This window comes from Rhizobium sp. BR 250 (genome assembly GCF_047445855.1).
GTDB lineage: Bacteria > Pseudomonadota > Alphaproteobacteria > Rhizobiales > Rhizobiaceae > Agrobacterium > Agrobacterium tumefaciens_I.
Window position 1 is genome coordinate 124,169 of sequence record NZ_JARWKW010000013.1, and the last position, 16,955, is coordinate 141,123.

Annotated in this window: 13 protein-coding genes; 5 read left to right on the plus strand and 8 right to left on the minus strand. The window is 60.5% G+C overall.

The genetic code is table 11. From position 1 onward, the window contains the following. Positions 1–28: 28 nt before the first annotated feature. The 4 genes from QD336_RS20000 to QD336_RS20015 all read left to right on the plus strand — a co-directional run bounded on the left by QD336_RS20000 (position 29) and on the right by QD336_RS20015 (position 4,941). The gene (locus QD336_RS20000) at positions 29–1,510 is read left to right on the plus strand and encodes a sugar ABC transporter ATP-binding protein (RefSeq protein WP_499171899.1); all 1,482 of its coding nucleotides are present in this window, start codon (positions 29–31) and stop codon (positions 1,508–1,510) included. Beyond that, positions 1,510–2,544, plus strand: a complete 1,035-nt coding sequence (locus QD336_RS20005) for an ABC transporter permease (RefSeq protein WP_499171900.1) — start codon at positions 1,510–1,512, stop codon at positions 2,542–2,544. Before QD336_RS20000 ends, QD336_RS20005 begins: the two co-directional genes overlap by 1 nt. Positions 2,545–2,576: 32 nt before the next feature. Continuing rightward, entirely contained in the window at positions 2,577–3,620 is a 1,044-nt protein-coding gene (locus QD336_RS20010; RefSeq protein WP_499171901.1) for a substrate-binding domain-containing protein, read from the plus strand. Between the two features lie 67 nt (positions 3,621–3,687). Beyond that, positions 3,688–4,941, plus strand: a complete 1,254-nt coding sequence (locus QD336_RS20015; RefSeq protein ID WP_499171902.1) for an LVIVD repeat-containing protein — start codon at positions 3,688–3,690, stop codon at positions 4,939–4,941. A gap of 66 nt (positions 4,942–5,007) precedes the next feature. On the opposite strand, the gene mgrA is transcribed toward QD336_RS20015, so the two are convergent. The 5 genes from mgrA to QD336_RS20040 all read right to left on the minus strand — a co-directional run bounded on the left by mgrA (position 5,008) and on the right by QD336_RS20040 (position 11,521). After that, positions 5,008–6,051: an L-glyceraldehyde 3-phosphate reductase gene (gene mgrA / locus QD336_RS20020; protein WP_499171903.1), complete on the minus strand. Its 1,044-nt coding sequence runs from the start codon at positions 6,049–6,051 to the stop codon at positions 5,008–5,010. A gap of 89 nt (positions 6,052–6,140) precedes the next feature. Further along, positions 6,141–7,403 (minus strand): SfnB family sulfur acquisition oxidoreductase, encoded by a 1,263-nt coding sequence (locus QD336_RS20025; RefSeq protein ID WP_499171904.1) that lies wholly within the window; start codon positions 7,401–7,403, stop codon positions 6,141–6,143. A 10-nt stretch (positions 7,404–7,413) separates the two neighbouring features. Beyond that, complete coding sequence (locus QD336_RS20030) at positions 7,414–8,682, minus strand: SfnB family sulfur acquisition oxidoreductase (protein WP_499171905.1); 1,269 nt, start codon at positions 8,680–8,682, stop codon at positions 7,414–7,416. Positions 8,683–8,900: 218 nt separating this feature from the next. After that, positions 8,901–10,070 (minus strand): FMNH2-dependent alkanesulfonate monooxygenase, encoded by a 1,170-nt coding sequence (gene ssuD, locus QD336_RS20035; RefSeq protein WP_269344663.1) that lies wholly within the window; start codon positions 10,068–10,070, stop codon positions 8,901–8,903. A gap of 26 nt (positions 10,071–10,096) precedes the next feature. Beyond that, a complete protein-coding gene (locus QD336_RS20040) occupies positions 10,097–11,521 on the minus strand; it encodes an FAD/NAD(P)-binding protein (RefSeq protein WP_499171906.1) in 1,425 nt (474 codons plus the stop codon). A gap of 305 nt (positions 11,522–11,826) precedes the next feature. Here QD336_RS20040 and QD336_RS20045 point away from each other — a divergent pair, with 305 nt between their 5' ends. Then, positions 11,827–13,245 carry an LLM class flavin-dependent oxidoreductase gene (locus QD336_RS20045; RefSeq protein WP_499171907.1) on the plus strand — a complete coding sequence of 473 codons (1,419 nt, stop codon included), beginning with the start codon at positions 11,827–11,829 and terminating at the stop codon, positions 13,243–13,245. A gap of 74 nt (positions 13,246–13,319) precedes the next feature. Here QD336_RS20045 and QD336_RS20050 read toward each other — a convergent pair whose 3' ends face one another. From QD336_RS20050 to QD336_RS20060, 3 genes are read right to left on the minus strand one after another with little or no spacing between them, the layout of a single operon-like run. Beyond that, the gene (locus tag QD336_RS20050) at positions 13,320–14,321 is read right to left on the minus strand and encodes an ABC transporter permease (protein ID WP_499171908.1); all 1,002 of its coding nucleotides are present in this window, start codon (positions 14,319–14,321) and stop codon (positions 13,320–13,322) included. A 1-nt stretch (position 14,322) separates the two neighbouring features. Then, entirely contained in the window at positions 14,323–15,330 is a 1,008-nt protein-coding gene (locus QD336_RS20055; protein ID WP_499171977.1) for an ABC transporter permease, read from the minus strand. 25 nt (positions 15,331–15,355) lie between these two features. Then, positions 15,356–16,915, minus strand: coding sequence for a sugar ABC transporter ATP-binding protein (locus QD336_RS20060; protein ID WP_499171909.1), 1,560 nt, complete (start codon positions 16,913–16,915; stop codon positions 15,356–15,358). Positions 16,916–16,955: the final 40 nt, after the last annotated feature.

Here is a 16,955-nt window from a genome sequence, read left to right on the forward strand (position 1 = left end):
TGGATTGTTACAGGATGGATTTCCGCACATGCCCCTTCTCGACGTTCAGAACATCTCCCACGCGTTCGGCTCCACCAAGGCCCTCACCGATGCGCATCTCGCGATCGAGGCGGGTGAAGTCGTCGCACTGATGGGTGCAAACGGTGCTGGAAAATCCACGCTCGTCAAAATTCTCTCCGGGCTTTATCGGCCGGATGCCGGAACGATGACATGGCAAGGCAAGCCATTTTCGCCGCAAAGCCCGGCGGATGCGGCATCGCAGGGCATCGTCACGGTCCATCAGTCAACGGATGTCGTTGGCATTCCGGGTCTGACGGTCGCGGACGCGCTTCTGCTCAACCATTTCGTTGATGGCCGTCATCCCTTCTTCCTGTCGAAAAAATCGGTCCGCCGGCAGGCTGCGGCCATTCTCGCCGAAACCGGTTTCGATCTGCCGCTCGACCGGGATTTCGAGACGCTGAGCGCCGCTGACCGGCAGCAGGTCGCCATTGCCCGCGCACTCGCCAACAAGGCCCGGCTGATCATTCTGGACGAACCGACGGCCAGCCTTTCCGCCCGGGAATCGGCCCGTCTTTACGATCTCGTACGCTCCCTGAAGGCGCGCGGGATCGGTGTGCTCTATATTTCGCACCGAACCGCCGATCTCGAAGCGCTCGCGGACCGGGTCGAAATCCTGCGCGGCGGGCGCAATGTCGGTTCTTTCGTCCGGCCCGTCGATTTCAGCGCCGCCATTGAAACCATGATCGGCCGCTCGTTGAATGCGGCGCGCCCGGACCGGCGGCGTGATTTCGAAAAGACGGTGCTGCGACTGGAGAGCACGCGTCTGCTGCCGGAAAGCGCGCCCTTTTCCCTCTCCGTGCGGGAGGGAGAGGTGGTCGCCATCACCGGCGTTCTCGGAGCCGGTAAAAGCCGTCTTCTGTCCACGCTGTTCGGCCTTGGCTCTTTTTTGGGCGGACAGGCATTTCTGGATGGCAAGACCTATGCGCCGGGCAGCCCCGCCGAAGCGATCGCCGCCGGCGTGGTGATGGCCGCCGAAGACCGGCACAGATCCTCTTTCATCCATGCCGACTGGCCGGGCGAAAGCATTGCCGCAACGATCAGCCTGCCGCATCTCGGAAAATGGTATCCCTCCGGGTTCCTGTTATCCAACCGGGAAAAAGAGGAAGGCCGGAAAGCGATCCAGCGCCTGTCGATCAAGGCGCAATCGGCCGATGCCTCTGTCTGGTCGCTTTCGGGCGGCAACCAGCAGAAGGTCGTCATCGGCCGCTGGGAAGCCGAGCCCAGCCGCCTGCTTTTGCTGGACGAACCGTTCCAGGGCGTCGATGTCGGCGCACGGCAGGATATCATTGCCGCCATTCGCCGCCATTCCGGGCGCGCCACGCTCATCGCCACATCCGATCCGGAAGAAGCCTATGAGGTGGCTGACCGGGTCCTCGTGATGGATGGGCACACCCTTTTCGAACAAACCAACGATGCCGGAACGCCGCATCTTCACAAGGAACCCGCCTGATGGTCGACGGCACCCGAGAGATTTCAGAACAGTCAAAAGAAGCGGCGACACTGGAAACGCTGCGAAACGCGATAAGACGGGGCGCGGTTTTCCTGTTGCTCGCAGCGATGGTCGTCGGTTTTTCGCTCGCGCAGCCCGCCTTCATCAACATCAACAATCTCATGAGCATCCTGCAGGCGGTCTCCGTCGTCGCCATCATCGGTGCCGGCGTCAGCGTCACGCTTGCCATCAACGGCTTCGACCTCTCGGTCGGGGCGGTGGCGGCATCCAGCGTCATGGCCGCAAGTTATGCGATGATCGTGCTGGGGCTGAGTGCCTGGCAGACGGTGCCGCTGGTGCTGGCCTTCGGCGCGCTTGTCGGCCTTGCCAATGCTTTCCTGATCGTCAGGCTCAAGGTGCCGGACCTGCTGGCCACACTCGCCACCATGTTCCTGCTGACCGGCCTCCAGCTCATCCCGACGGCCGGTCGCTCCATCTCCGTCGGCCTCATCCTGCCTGACGGTTCGACGGCCAGCGGCAAATACGATCCCGCCTTCCTGACGATCGGGCGCTCCAGCCTGTTCGGCTTCATCCCCCTGCCCGTGGTGCTGATGGCCATCGTCGCCTTCGTTCTGTTCATTCTAACCGAAAAGACGAGGTTGGGTCGCCTGATCTACGCCACCGGCGGCAATGAAACGGCCGCGCGGCTTGCAGGCGCCAATGTCGACAGGATCAAGACCTTCGCTTACGTGCTTTCGGGCACGCTCGCGGCCCTTGGCGGCATCATCGTCGCCGCCCGCGTCGGCCGGGGCGACGTTTCCTCCGGCGCCTCGCTGCTGATGGATTCGGTCGCCGCCGCGCTGATCGGCTTTGCGGTTCTGGCGCTGCGCCGCCCGAACGTTCTTGGCACGCTTGTCGGCGCCGTTTTCGTCGGCGTGCTGCTCAATGGCCTCACCATGCTGAACGCACCTTATTACACGCAGGACTTCATCAAGGGCGCTGTTCTGGTTGGCGCACTGGCGCTGACCTACGGCGTTGCCCGCACAAAAATCTGACCTTTCAATATCCGTCCAGAGAAGTGGAAACCATGTTCAAAACCGTCAAGACACTGGCCGCGGCCGTCATCTCGCTTAGCTTCCTCTCCACCAGCGCCTTTTCCGCCGGCATCGAAGGCGCCCCGGCACCCTTCGACAAGAAGACGGTCAACATTGCCGTCGTCAGCTTCCTCGGCAGCGGCGACTGGCTGCAGGCCTTTGAGGCGGGCGTCAAGCGGCAGGCCGATACGCTCGGCGTCAAGCTTACCGTCTCCCAGGCCCGCAATGACAATGACACGCAGAGAAACCTCGTCGAGCAGGCGATCAATCTCGGCGTCGACGGCATCATCATCAACAATGGCCGCCCGGAAGTGCTGAAGGACGTGGCGCAAAAGGCGCTCGACAAGGGTATCAAGGTCGTTGCCTATGACGTGGACCTCGAAAACCCGCAAATCCCGCAGATCGAGCAGAGCGACAAGGACATGGCGAAGCTAGTGCTGGATCAGGCCGTGAAGGACAAGGGCGACGGCTTTGTCGGCGGGGCGGTCTATGTCGCCGGCTTTGCGCCGCTCGACCGGCGTTACGCCGTGTGGAAAGACTTCATCGCCAAACACAATCTGAAGGAAAAGGCCGTCTGGGGCGTCGTAAATGATACGGTGCCGGCCTCCGTCGCCGATCAGACGAAGGCCGTCCTGCGCGCCAATCCGGATATTTCCGTCATCTTCACCCCTTGGGATGAATTCGCCAAGGGCGCAAAGCTCGCCATCGACGAACTCGGCCTTTCACAGCAGGTGAAGATCTACGGCGTAGATATTTCGACGGCGGACATCCAGCTCATCACCGAGCCGGACAGCGCCTGGGCCGCCACCGCCGCAACCAACGCCGCCGTCGTCGGTGAAGTATCGGTGCGTGCCGTCTCGCTTTCGATCGCAGGCCAATTCCCCGGCCGGTCGGTGCTGTTGCAGCCGACCCTCATCACCCGTGACGATCTGGTGAAAAACGACATTGGCACCATCGAGGACCTCCAGAAGAAATTCCCGGCATTTCTGAAAAGCGACGCCGCTACCGCCGCCTGGATCCCCGCCGTCAAGCATTGATCGCCTTTACCAAGATGCGCCGCCGCCCGCAGGCGGCGCTTTTCCCATCGCAACGCAAGAGCAGACCATGGCCGCCCCAGACCTTCCGAAACCCGATTTCACCCGCAACATGAAACTCATCGGCCATAGCGATATCGGCGGCCGTGGCGATGGCCTGCAACTGATGGTCCATCGCGGTTACGCTTATGTGGCACATCCATGGTCGCAGGGCTTTTCGATCATCGACGCGCGCGATGCAAAGAATCCGAAAACCGTCAACTACGTGCAGGCCCCGGCCAACACCTGGAACATTCACCTGCAGACCCATGACGACCTGCTGCTGGTCATCAACGCGCTCGATCTTTTCGCCGATGTCCAGTCCTTCACCGACGAAAAGGCCTATTATACCAAATCGGTCGGCGAGACGGTCGCTGCGGAAAAACGGGAGCGGGTGTGGACCGCGGGCATGACGGTGTTCGACATCTCGACACCCGACAAGCCCAGAAAAATCGGCCAGCTGGATGTCGATGGCATCGGTTTCCACCGCCTGTGGTATGTGGGCGGGCGTTACGCCTACGCTTCGGCGCTGCTGGACGGCTTTTCCGATTATATCTTCGTCACCATCGATCTTGCCGATCCAACGAGGCCGCAATTGCTGGGCCGCTGGTGGCTGCCGGGCATGAACACGGCCGAGGGTGAAAAACCGGCATGGAGCGAGGGAAAACGATATGCCCTGCATCACGCACTGGTGCATGGCGACACCGCCTATGCCTGCTGGCGTGATGGCGGCCTGACCCTGCTTGACGTCAGCGATCATTCGGCTCCCAAGCTCATCGCCCATCGTAACTGGTCACCGCCCTATGGCGGCGGCACCCACTCGCCGCTGCCCTTGCCGGGCCGCGACCTGCTGGTGGTCGCCGACGAAGCCGTGCTGGACAACGAGGAAGACGGACGCAAGCACACCTGGATTTTCGACATCCGCGTTCCGGAAAATCCGGTCAGCATCTCGACATTCCCGATCCCGAACGAGATCGATTACGCGAAGAAGGGCGGCCATTTCGGCCCGCATAACCTGCATGAAAACCGGCCAGGTTCCTTCGTGTCGGAAACGCTGATCTTCGCCACCTGGCAGAATGCCGGCATCCGCGCCTTCGATATTTCCGATCCCTATCATCCCGTCGAAACCGGCGCGCTCGTTCCAGCAGGGCCGGCAACGATGACGGACCGGCGGCCGAGCCGGCCGAAAGTCATCCAGTCGGCCGATGTCTTTGTTGATGCCAATGGGCTGATCTACGCGACCGACTATAACGCCGGGCTTGAAATCATCGAATATGGCGGTTGAAGCAACGTGACCTGACGAAAAAATCGCCCGGGAAAACCCGGGCGATTTTTGATAAGACAGAATGCATCAGACCACTTCGTCGTGGGACGGTTTTTCCCACAGATTGATGCCACCTTCGACGGCATAACGATCGATTTCCACCAGCTCTTCCGCCGTGAAATACGGGTTCTTGAGCGCCGCGACATTTTCCTCCACCTGTCTGGCGGAGCTTGCGCCAATCAGCGCCGAGGTGACGCGCTTGTCGCGCAGCACCCAGGCGATGGCGAGCTGCGCCAGCGACTGCCCGCGGTTTCTGGCAATCTCATTGAGAGCGCGGGCTCGATCGATATTCTCCTGCTTCAGATGCTCCGGCCGCAGGAAATCCCCGCCCGGACGGTTGACGCGCGCATCCTGCGGCACGCCGTTCAGATATTTATTGGTCAGCAATCCCTGCGCCAGCGGCGTAAAGGCAATCACACCCGCACCGACCTCGTCGGTCGCATCCAGAAGGTCCTTTTCGGCCCAGCGGTTGAAGAGATTATAGGCAGGCTGGTTGATGAGGAGCGGCACGCCGCGCTCTTTCAGCAGCGCCGCAATTTCACGCGTCTTCACGCCGGAATAGGACGACACGCCAACATAGAGCGCCTTGCCCTGACGAACGGCCTGCGCCAGCGCATCGGCGGTTTCTTCAAGCGGCGTTTCCGCATCGAAACGATGCGAGTAGAAAATATCGACATAGTCCAGCCCCAGCCGGGTCAGGCTCTGATCGAGGCTGGAGAGCAGGGCTTTTTTGGAACCGCCGCCGCGTCCATAGGGGCCGGGCCACATGTCCCATCCGGCCTTCGTGGAGACGATCAGTTCGTCACGGTAATTGGCAAGATCCTGTTTCAATATATGGCCGAAATTCACCTCGGCGCTGCCGGCGGGCGGGCCGTAATTATTGGCGAGGTCGAAATGGGTGATGCCGAGATCGAAAGCCTTGAAAAGAATGGAGCGTTGCGTTTCGAGCGGCGTCGTATCGCCGAAATTGTGCCAGAGGCCGAAGGAAATCGCCGGCAGTTTCAGGCCGCTGCGCCCGACACGGCGGAAGGTGGCGTCTTCATAGCGGTTGGGATCTGGATGATACGTCATGGTCTCTGTTTCCTGATGGCGTTGAATGGTCGTCCGGCGATCGGTGATCGCCGGTTTGGGTAGGGGATTTGTGATTTTGAAACCGGACGCTAGATGGCCCCGTGACGCGGCGGCAGCGTGCCGTTCAGATAGAAATTGCCGATATGGTGATATTTCCAGCGGACGGGATCATGCAGCGAATGCGTTCTGGCATTGCGCCAGTAACGGTCGAGCCCATAGCTTTCCAGCGTGGAACGCGCCCCGCCGAGTTCTATGAGCTTCGTAGACGCAAGTTGAGCGGCTTCCGTACCAAGCGACTTGACCTCCGCCACCGCGATGGAGGCCGCTGCCACCGATTTTTCGTCCGGTGCCGCACTCGCACTGTCGAGGATGCGGCCGGCTCTTGCGAGAAGCGCGTCGGCCGCATGCACGCGGATGGAAACGTCTCCGACAGCATGGATGGTGTGCGGGTCTTCATAACCGTGCTCGATGCTCAGCTCGAAAAACGGGCGAGCATGGGCGCGAACATAGGAGATCGTTTCCGCGAGAGCACCGCGTGCAATGCCGACCTGAACGGCGGCATGGATGATCTGCGCAAAAGGCCCCATGGGTGTCGGCCGCTCGAAGACGACATCGTGATCCACGACCTGGAACGGTGTGATTTCAACCTCATCGAAGGTGACAGTGCCGCTGCCTGTCGTGCGCTGGCCAAAGGACGTCCAGTCGTCGACCAGCGAAAGCCCAGCCGTTGCGCGGTCGATAAAGACGATATTCACCCGCCCATCCGGCCCCTTGGCGACGACAACGATGATGTGGGCAAACAGAGAACCGGTGGCATAGAACTTCTGTCCGTTCAGCAGCAGCCTGCCATCCCGCTCGGCGAAGTGCGTCTTGTAATCGACCGGGGTTTTTGTACCGATTTCGGTGAAGGCATTGCCCAGCCGGTCTCCGTCGAGAATGCGCTTAAAATAATGCCGATTCTGTTCCTCGCTGCCGGCCAACCGCAAGGCCTCGACCATGTAGAAATGGTTTTGCGGAATTTGCCCGATGCTGCCATCGGCGGCGGAAATGATCGCGGTCACTTCCGCCAGCGTTACGGCCGAAACACCGGCACCGCCATAGTCCTTCGGCACGGTAATGGCCCACAATCCGCTTTGCGAAAAACGCTCGATTTCGGCGAGCGGCAACCGCCGCTCCCTGTCGCGTTCCGCCGCCCCGGCGGCGAAGCCGCGCGCAAGCTCCTGCGCAACGGCAATAGCCTCGGCATCGTCCTTTATGATGTGAGCCTTCGTCCGACGCGGCGGGATATGCGGCGCAGGTTTTCCCGAGGTCAACGCAGCCTCGCGATGCAGCTTCCGGTCAGTCGTTGTCATGGAAACGGCCTCAATTCCAGGCATGGCGCGGGGGGTGTGCGCCGTTCAGATAATAGTTTCCGACATGGAAATATTTCCACCGCACCGGATCGTGCAGCGTGTGGACGCGGGCGTTTCGCCAATGCCGGTCCAGCCCATGTTCGGCAAGTGTCGAACGGGTGCCGGCAAGTTCGAACAGTTTGTTGGTTGCCAGAATAGCGATTTCGGTGGTCAGAACCTTCGATTCCCCGGTCCTGATCGTCGCTTCCGAAACGGTTTCCAGCGTCGTGTTCCGCTTTGCGGCATCGATGCTGTGACCGGCAATTTCAAGAAGCGCCTCGGCTGCATGCAGACGGATTTTCAGATCGCCGATGGCGGCAATGGTGAAGAGATCTTCGCCCGCCGTCTGCTTGCCGCTGTCGAGCCATGGCCGGCTGTGCTTGCCGATGAAGGCGATGGTGTCATCGATCGTGCCGCGGGCAATGCCCACATCGATTGCCGACTGGATGATCTGCGAGACCGGGCCGCCAATGGTGGGGTGATCGAAGGAGGTGACCTTTACCGCCCTCTCCTTGGGAACACGGACATTTTCGATCTTCACCGATCCCGATGCCGTGGTGCGCTGGCCAAAGCTCGACCAGTTGTTGGTCACCGTCAGGCCCGGAGCGTCACGGTCGGCGAAAACGAGATATCCCTGCCCCGTTTCATCTAGGGCGACAATCGGCACGATATGCGCGAGAAGGGCTCCGGTCGTATAAAATTTCTCGCCATTGACGATCACGCTGTCGCCGTCATGGGCCACTTTCGTCTCGAAATCGGCGACGGTCTTGCTCTTCAACTCGGAGAAGGCGTTGCCGTAACGAATACCCTGAAGCGCCCAGCCGAAAAACAGTTTTTTCTGGTCTTCCGTGCCGTCCAGATCGACGGTGGCGACGATTGCCAGATGGTTCTGGGTGATCTGGGCAATGGCGGGATCGGCCGCCGCAATCGTTGCGATGACCCTGGCAAGCGTGGCGTACGATACTTCCGGCCCGCCATAGGCTTTGGGAACGTTGATGCTCCAGAGACCGCTCTGGGAATATTCGTCCAGCTCATCAATCGGCAACAGGCCTTCGCGATCGCGCAGCGCCGCACCGACCCTGAATTTTTCCGCCAGCCGCTGCGCGATTTCTATCGCTTCCGCGTCCGACGAGACGATATGCGCCGGGGTCGCCGGCCGCGGACGCGGCGCAATCGGGTCCGCAGAATTGACGCGCGGATGAACACTATAGTCGATCTTGGTCTCGGAAATCGTGCCCATGGGACGCCTCTCAAACACGGTGAATGATGGCGTGAGCATCGCACAAGGCGCGGCGCAGAACAGTAATTCTATGTTTTTTATGCTCTATATTAGAGAAGGTTTTTCTCTGAATATCGAAAAAAACGAAAGAGCGCCTCGGCGGATCAACGGGCCAAAATACGCTTGGCGTCTTAAGCCTCATGTCTGGCGGAAGAGGTTTCTTCCGCCAGATATTTTCTTCAGGAACCTGATGCGACTTTCACATTGCCGCCATGGCCGCCGCCGCCGAACACCTGTTTCGCGCCGAAGGAAGAGCGAATCTCGTTTCGCGGCCCGCCGAGGCCGATTTCCGGAAACAGCAGCTCGGACAGGCGATAGGCCTCCTCCAGATGCGGATAACCGGAGGCAATGACGGTATCGATGCCGAGCTCCTGATATTCCCTGAGCCGCGCCGCGACCGTCTTCGGGGAACCGACAAGTGCCGTGCCTGCGCCCGAGCGAACCAGCCCTATGCCCGCCCATAGATTGGGAGAAACTTCCAGCTTGTCGCGCCGGCCATTGTGCAGGGCCTGCATCCTCGCCTGCCCGACGGAGTCCGAGGCCTTGGAGAAGACCTCCTGAGCGGAAGCGATGGTCTCATCGGAAAGCTTCGAAATCAGCCTGTCGGCATCGGCCCAGGCCTCCTCGTCCGTTTCACGCACGATGAAATGCAGACGGATGCCGAAGGTAACCTTCCGCCCCCTTTTTGCGGCAGCGGCACGCACCTTGGCGATTTTTTCCGCCACCTGTGCCGGCGGCTCGCCCCAGGTCAGATATTTATCGGTGATCCCGGCCGAAAACTCGATGCCGGCATCGGAAGAGCCACCGAAATAAATCGGCGGACGCGGCTCCTGCACCGGCGGCAGACCAAGCCGGGCATCCAGCGCCTTGATATATTTGCCGTCGAGATTCCCCTTGCCGGTTTCGATCAGTGAGTTGAAGACCTGAAAGAACTCGTCGGCGTGATCGTAACGCTCGTCATGCGGCAGGAAAATGCCGTCGCCGGCCAGTTCCTGCGCGCTGCCGCCAACCACGATGTTAAGCAGCAGCCGGCCATGGGAAACACGATCGAGCGTGGAAGCCAGCCGCGCATAATAGGCGGGTGATGCAACGCCCGGACGGATGGCGACGAGGAATTTGAGCTTCTCGGTAAAAGCAGCGAGATTGGCCGCCAGAATGAAGGATTCCTCACAGGCGACGCCGGTGGGAATGAGCACGCCGGAGTAACCGAGCCGATCCGCCGCCTGGGCTATTTCCCGGAAATATCCGGGATCGGAAGGTCGCGACAGATCATCGGAACCGAGATAGGAACCATCGCCCGATGACGGGATGAACCATAAAAAATCAAGCGGAGCGTCTGTTTTCGCCATCTGGAATATCCTTTCGTGTTGTCCGTTCAGCGACGGCTTTCCGTCGCGGCCGATGCAAGGCTGCTCGCAATCTCTGCGGCCACATAGACCGCATGTTCCGTAACCTGTGGCAGGCCCATCAATTCTCCGAAGGTTCCGCGAGCCAGAGGACCACCGATCAACAGCGTCTCGACGGCCTGACCCTGACGGTCGATGGCGCGTGATCGCTCGTCGCAACGGATGCCGAGGCCGGTCGGGCAGAGTGTCAGAAAACCCGCCTGCTCCAGCCCGGAAAGAAAGGCCTGCGATTTCAGAATCCCGCCATGGGCAGGCCCGGTGGTGACGATGATCGCCTCCACCTCGATCCGCGCGATGTCCTTTTGGCCACGAAGCCTGAGATCGACAAGCAGCGAACCGTTCCGGTCATCCTGCGCTGATACGAGCGAACCGGCGACAATCCGCAACTCACCAGAAACGACGGCTTCATCCAGAAGCGCCTCGACCTGCGGCGCAATCCTGAAGCGATGCGCGTCCCAGAAGGGACGCAGCCAGCGCACGACCCTGCGCCGTTCATTCAAGGGAAGATTGCGCCATATGTCGCGCCCCTGCAGGCGCACGGCATCCAGAACGCCATGCCAGGTAACACCGGTTGCCTGCGCTGCGCGCAAAGCCTTACGGATCCGCCGCAGCAATTCCGAGGCGCTTCCCAGCGGCGGATCGGTAAAATCCCCATAGGGCTCCTGCGGCGCGGCGGGATGGCCACGCGACCGCAGGCCCCGGCGTGAGAGTGAGACGACCGCTGCGTGATGGCCACGGCGCTTCAGTGCGGCAAATGCATCGGCCGCCGTCAGGCCATTACCGACGATCAAAATGCGATCATCTGCGGTGATGTTGTCCAGCGCGGCATCCGCATTCAAGTCAGCCACCAGTTTCGGATGGCCGGCAAGCGGTCGCAGCACCTGCGGAAGGGCCGGCGGCGGATGGCTTGTCGCCACCACCACGATATCCGCGACGTGACTGTTGCCGTCTGCGGTAAGCAATTCCCAGCCCTCGCCGTGGCGGGCCACATGTTCCACACGGCTGCGCTCATGTTCGACAATGCCCGCTTCCAGCAAGGGAGCCATCTCGGCGGCAACATAGGCGCCGAAGACACGGCGCTGGGGATAGGCCTGACCATCCGGCAGAAGCGCAGCCGCATCCTCCGCCAGCACATTGGTTTTCTCGATATAACGGACAAAACTATCCGGATCGTCGGGATAAAGCGTCATGCGCCCGGCCGGCACATTGATCCGGTTGGCAGGCTCCGGCGTGGAATAGGCAAGCCCGGCGCCCAGCGTCTCCCTCGGTTCGAACACGACGATCCGCACCCCTTCCAGCCGCGCGGCAGCGCGATGGAGGTGAACAGCAAGCGCTGCTCCGCTAAACCCACCGCCAATGATGGCGACAATCGCATTCTTCCGGTTTACTGGCATCTCAATCCGCATGATCTTGTCGCCTCGCGACTGGAGAAAATCTACAACATTTGTCGATTTAGTAGCCTTACGAACTTCCAATTTTGGCGGGCGGAACGAAAAAATCATCCGCGCCGCCTGTCATCCGGCATCGGTTTCATTCAGTGGCGCCGGTCGCACGTGTCCGGGGTGACGGGACAGGGCTGTTGCCTGCTCCACCCGGCGCGGAATTTTATTCTCCAAGTTAGTCTATAAAAAACATCAAGAAACTGTCGCGCGCGTCATGCCCCCTTTATCCTCGGCTCCGACATATCTGGGAGTTTAGCATGAGCAAGACCATTCGCTTCAACGCCTTCGACATGAATTGTGTAGGGCATCAGTCACCGGGCCTTTGGGCGCATCCGCGCGATAAATCCTGGAAATACAAGGATCTCGATTATTGGCAGGATCTGGCCCGCACGCTGGAACGCGGCGTGTTCGACGGTATCTTCATTGCCGATGTCATCGGTTATTACGATGTCTACAAGGGTTCGAACTATCACGCCCTGCATCAGGCCGCGCAGATACCGGTGAACGATCCGCTGCAGCTTGCCGCCCCCATTGCGCTGGCGACGGAACATCTGGGCATCGGCATCACCGCTTCCACCTCGTTTGAGCATCCCTACACATTTGCGCGCCGGCTTTCGACCGCCGATCACCATAGCAAAGGCCGGATCGGCTGGAATATCGTCACCTCCTATCTGGAGAGCGGGGCGAAGAATATCGGCCAGGGCGGCTTGCGCCGTCACGACAACCGTTATGAAGTGGCCGCCGAATATATCGAAGTGCTCTACAAGCTTTTCGAAGGAAGCTGGGAAGAAGGCGCGGTGCTGCGTGACCGTGACCGACGCATCTTCACCGATCCCGCCAAGGTTCACGAGATCGGTCACAAGGGCAAATATTTCGAGGTGCCGGGCTATCATCTGAGTGAACCCTCGCCGCAACGCACCCCCGTTCTCTATCAGGCGGGCGCTTCAGGCCCCGGCAAGGCCTTTGCCGCCGAACATGCTGAATGCATCTTCGTCGCCGCCCCGACCAAATCCGTTCTCAAACAGCACGTTGCGGAAACCCGCCGACGCGTCGCCGAAGCCGGACGTGACCCCAAGAAGGTCTATATCTACACGCTGGTCACCATCATCACCGACGAGACGGACGAAAAGGCGCAGAAGAAGTTCGAAGAATACCGGGATTACGTTTCCTATGACGGCTCTCTGGTCTTCATGTCGGGCTGGAGTGGCATCGATTTCGGCCAATATGCACCGACGGACCAGGTGCGGAAGGTCGAAACCAATGCAATCCATTCCTTCGTCGAGCACATCGCCGGCGGCGACAAATCCTGGACAATCGACGAACTGGCGAAATTCGGCGGCATCGGCGGGATGGGGCCGGTCTTCGTCGGCTCTCCTTCGCGCATCGCCGATATCCTGCAGGAATGGGTGGATGATACTGACGTCGACGGCTTCAACCTCGCCTATGCGGTGACACCCGACAGTTTCGAGGATGTGGTCGGTTATATCGTCCCTGAACTCCAGAAACGCGGTGTTTATCCCACGGCATACAAGCCGGGCACACTACGGGAAAAGCTTTTCGGCGATGGCGACTATCTGGCGACCAACCATCCGGCCAACCGTTATCGCGACATTGAAGCGATCAAGCGGGAAGAGGCGGAAGCGGCCGGCGCGATACCAAAGAGTGCCGCGGTCTGAAATGGCCTCTCGCCCGGCCGTCTCGCGCCTGTGATCCAAAAACGCCATCCCCGCGCCGCCCCTTCCGGGGCGGTTCATGCATGTGCGGTCGCCTTCCGATTGGCGAAGCCGATGGCGAGGACAAGGAAGATCAGCAGTCCCGTACCGACCTGCTGCCAATAGAAATTCAGGCCTGACAGCAGAAGACCATTGGCGACGATGCTGAGCAGCAGCACACCAAGAACGGTGCCGGGCACGTTCGGTCGTCCCCTTGGATCAAGCGTCGTGCCGATGAAGGTTGCGCCGATCGCATTCAGCAGAAAGGCGTTGCCGGATGACGGGATGTAGACGGTCACCGTCGAGGTGATAATGAGCCCCGCAATGGCGGCGACGGCTGCCGCCAGAACATAGACCACCGCCACATGACCGGAAAGCCGGATGCCCGAATAGCGGACGACACTGGCCTGGATTCCGGAGGAAACGACGACGCGGCCGAAGCGCGTGCCGGACAGGATGTTCCAGGCAGCGATGACCACGGCGAAGGCGACAATCAAGGAAACGGAAACACCGAACAGATTGCCATGACCGAGGAACCGAAAGGCTTCGGGCACACCGGCGGGAGGCAGATAGACGGGATTACCGCCATTGGTCAGCAATTGCTGGATGCTGCGGCCGACGAACAGGGTGCCGAGCGTGGCGAGGAAAGGCGAAATGCCGATGCCCGCAATGAGAATGGCATTAAAAATGCCGACCAGCGCACCGGCCGCAAGCCCCGCCAGCGCAGCAATTGCCACTGGCTGTCCCGCAAGAACCAGCGACACGAATGCGAAACTTGCAAAATCAATCGCGGCGCCGACGGAAAGATCGATGCCGCCGGAGGCCACGACAAAAGTCATGGCGATGGAGACGATTGCCAGCAGCACGAAATTATTGACCAGCACGCTGATGAGGTTCGTCGTCGTCAGAAATCCGGGCGCAAGGCTCGCGAACAGGGCAAAAACGATCAACAGAGCCGACGGTAGCGCAAAGCGTGCGACCGTTCGCACGGCAGAGATGAGCACAGCTTTATTGCCCGGGGCGATGGCAGCAGACGACATATTAGCGGTTCTCCCGACGCAAAAGGGTCGTGGCGGACACGACGAGCAGGATCAGAAGACCCTGGACGCCGCTCACCAGCGTGCTGGAAATGTTGAGAAGCTGGAAACCGTTGACAAGGAAACCGACGAAAAGAGCCGACAGCAGCGTGCCGGTCACCGTCGACACCAGGCGACGTGAAAAGACAGAGCCGAGAAGCGCGGTGACCACCACGGGCAGAAGCATTTCACCGGAGCCGGTGGTGCTGCCGCTAAGGTAGGACACGGACAATATGCCTGCGAAACCGCCAAACAGACCGCTCGTCACGAATGCGCCAGCCACGAAGGATTTTACCGGCAGCCCGGCAGCCCTCGCCGCCTCGGGAAATTCGCCGACGGCATAAAGCCGCAATCCCAAGGGGGTATATTGCACCACCGCTGCCACGAGCCCCGCAAAAAGGATGAGGACATAGGCCAGCGCCGGTATTCCAGCAGGACCGGTGGCGGAAAGGGCCGAGAGGAATTCGGTAGAGGCCGGGATGACGGTATTCTGCGTCAGAACCAGTTCGAGCCCGGCCACGACATTCATCACCGCCAGCGTCGCCAGAAGCGGCACGATGCCGACGACCGTGACGGCGAGTGCGTTCACGGCACCGATTGCGGCCCCCGTTGCAAGCGCTCCTGCAGCCGCCGTGGCATCACCATAACCGGCCTGCGTGAGGGTTGCGTAAACCGCCGCGCTCAATCCCATATTTGCCGCCAGCGACAGATCGATGCCCCCCGTGACCACGTTGGAACCACCGGCAATGATCACGATCGTCAGCCCGATGGCGAGAACGCCGCCAATGGCCGATTGCGCCAGCACGTTGCCGATATTGCCCACCGACAGGAAAAAGGGGGCAGCAAGCGAAAAGAAGGCAAAAACCGCGACAAAAACCGCAAGCGCGCCGCCTCGCAGGGCAAAGGTCGCGAGCCTGCGACGGATATTGCCTTCGCGCGAAAACCGGAAAGGCGCCTGCTGCGGGAAATTCAGATCGTGAGGCGCGGTGGACGCGGCTTCAGCGACTGTGAGTATTGGCGTCCGAAGCACCTGTGACCTCCGATAGAATTTGTTCCTGCCGCGTGTCTTTCGAAATGAACTCGCGCGTGATCCGTCCGCGGAAAAAGACCAGAACCCGGTCCGTTATGCCCAGAAGCTCCTCGATATCGGAGGACAGGACGATGACGCCGGCACCACGCGCCGCGAGTTCGCCGATGAGCGTATAAATCTCCACCTTGGCGGCGATATCGACGCCGACCGACGGTTCATCGAGAAGATAGATTTCCGACTGACGGCTCAGCCATTTGGCGATTGCGACCTTCTGCTGGTTGCCACCGGAGAGGGTTCTGACCAGCGCATCCGGACCTTCCGTTTTGATCTGCAACCGCTTGATCAGATCTTCGGCCTGGCGCCGTTCGTCTGTCTTCCTGAGAAAGCCCAGGCGGGAAAAGCGCCCGAGACTGGCAAGTGTTGTATTTTCAGCGACGGTGAGATCGAGCGCCACACCATCGCGACGACGATCTTCAGGAACGAGCGCAAGCCGCCGCGCCGCCGCATGTGCCGGGCTGGCGGCCGATATCGTCTCGCCGCCCGCCTCAATGGTCCCGGACGACGGCATCTCAAGCCCGAAAAGAGTGCGGATGACTTCTTTTGCGCCTGAACCAACCAACCCGGCGAGGCCCAGCACCTCGCCCTTTCTCAGCGTGAAGCCGACATCCGAGTATCTGTCGGCAAGCGAAAGACCTTTCACCGACAGGAGATCCTCCCCCGGAACGATCCGGGGCTTGGGGTAAAATTCGGCGATATCGCGGTTCACCATCAGCGCGCCGATTTCAGCCGCCGATGTATCGGCGACAGAAAGGGTTGCGACATCGCGGCCGTTGCGCAGAACCGTCACCGTGTCGCAGATATCGACGATCTCGCCCAGATAATGCGAGATATAGATCACCGTTATGCCGTCCTCCCGCAGCCGCCGGATCAGCGAGAACAGGAGTTCCGCCTCCCGCCGCACAAGGGCTGCGGTGGGTTCATCGAACACCAGCACCTTGGGATTGTCGATGAGCGCGCGCGTGATCTGGATAATCTGTTTTTCCGCTGCCGAAAGATCGGAAATCAGCGCTGAATTCGGCAGGTGCAAACCGAAATAGCGCACAAGCACCTCGGCGGCACGACGGCGCATCAGGGTACGGTCAAGAAACGGCGTCCCTTTGATCCGCGGTTCACGCGCCAGAAAAAGCGCTTCGCCCACCGTGAATGTCGGCACCAGCAACCGGTCCTGATGGATGAAATGAATACCGAGCTTTTCCACGAGATGCGGCGTCAACCGATCGTAGGATTGTCCATCGATCTCGATTGAACCGCCATCCGCCCCGTGCAAGCCGGCCAGCAACTTGATGAGGGTCGACTTGCCGGCGCCATTCTGGCCGACGAGGCCGTGAACGGTGCCGCGACGCACGGCAAGCGATGCACCGGACAAGGCCTGGGCACCGCCAAAGGATTTGGTAATATCGCGCAGACGAATGATGTCGTCCGTCTCGCGAGCCTCGACCGGATGGTCCGGATATGTTGCGACAGCCACGGCAAATTCTCCATGCACGGCGGTTCAGATCATCCCGAAC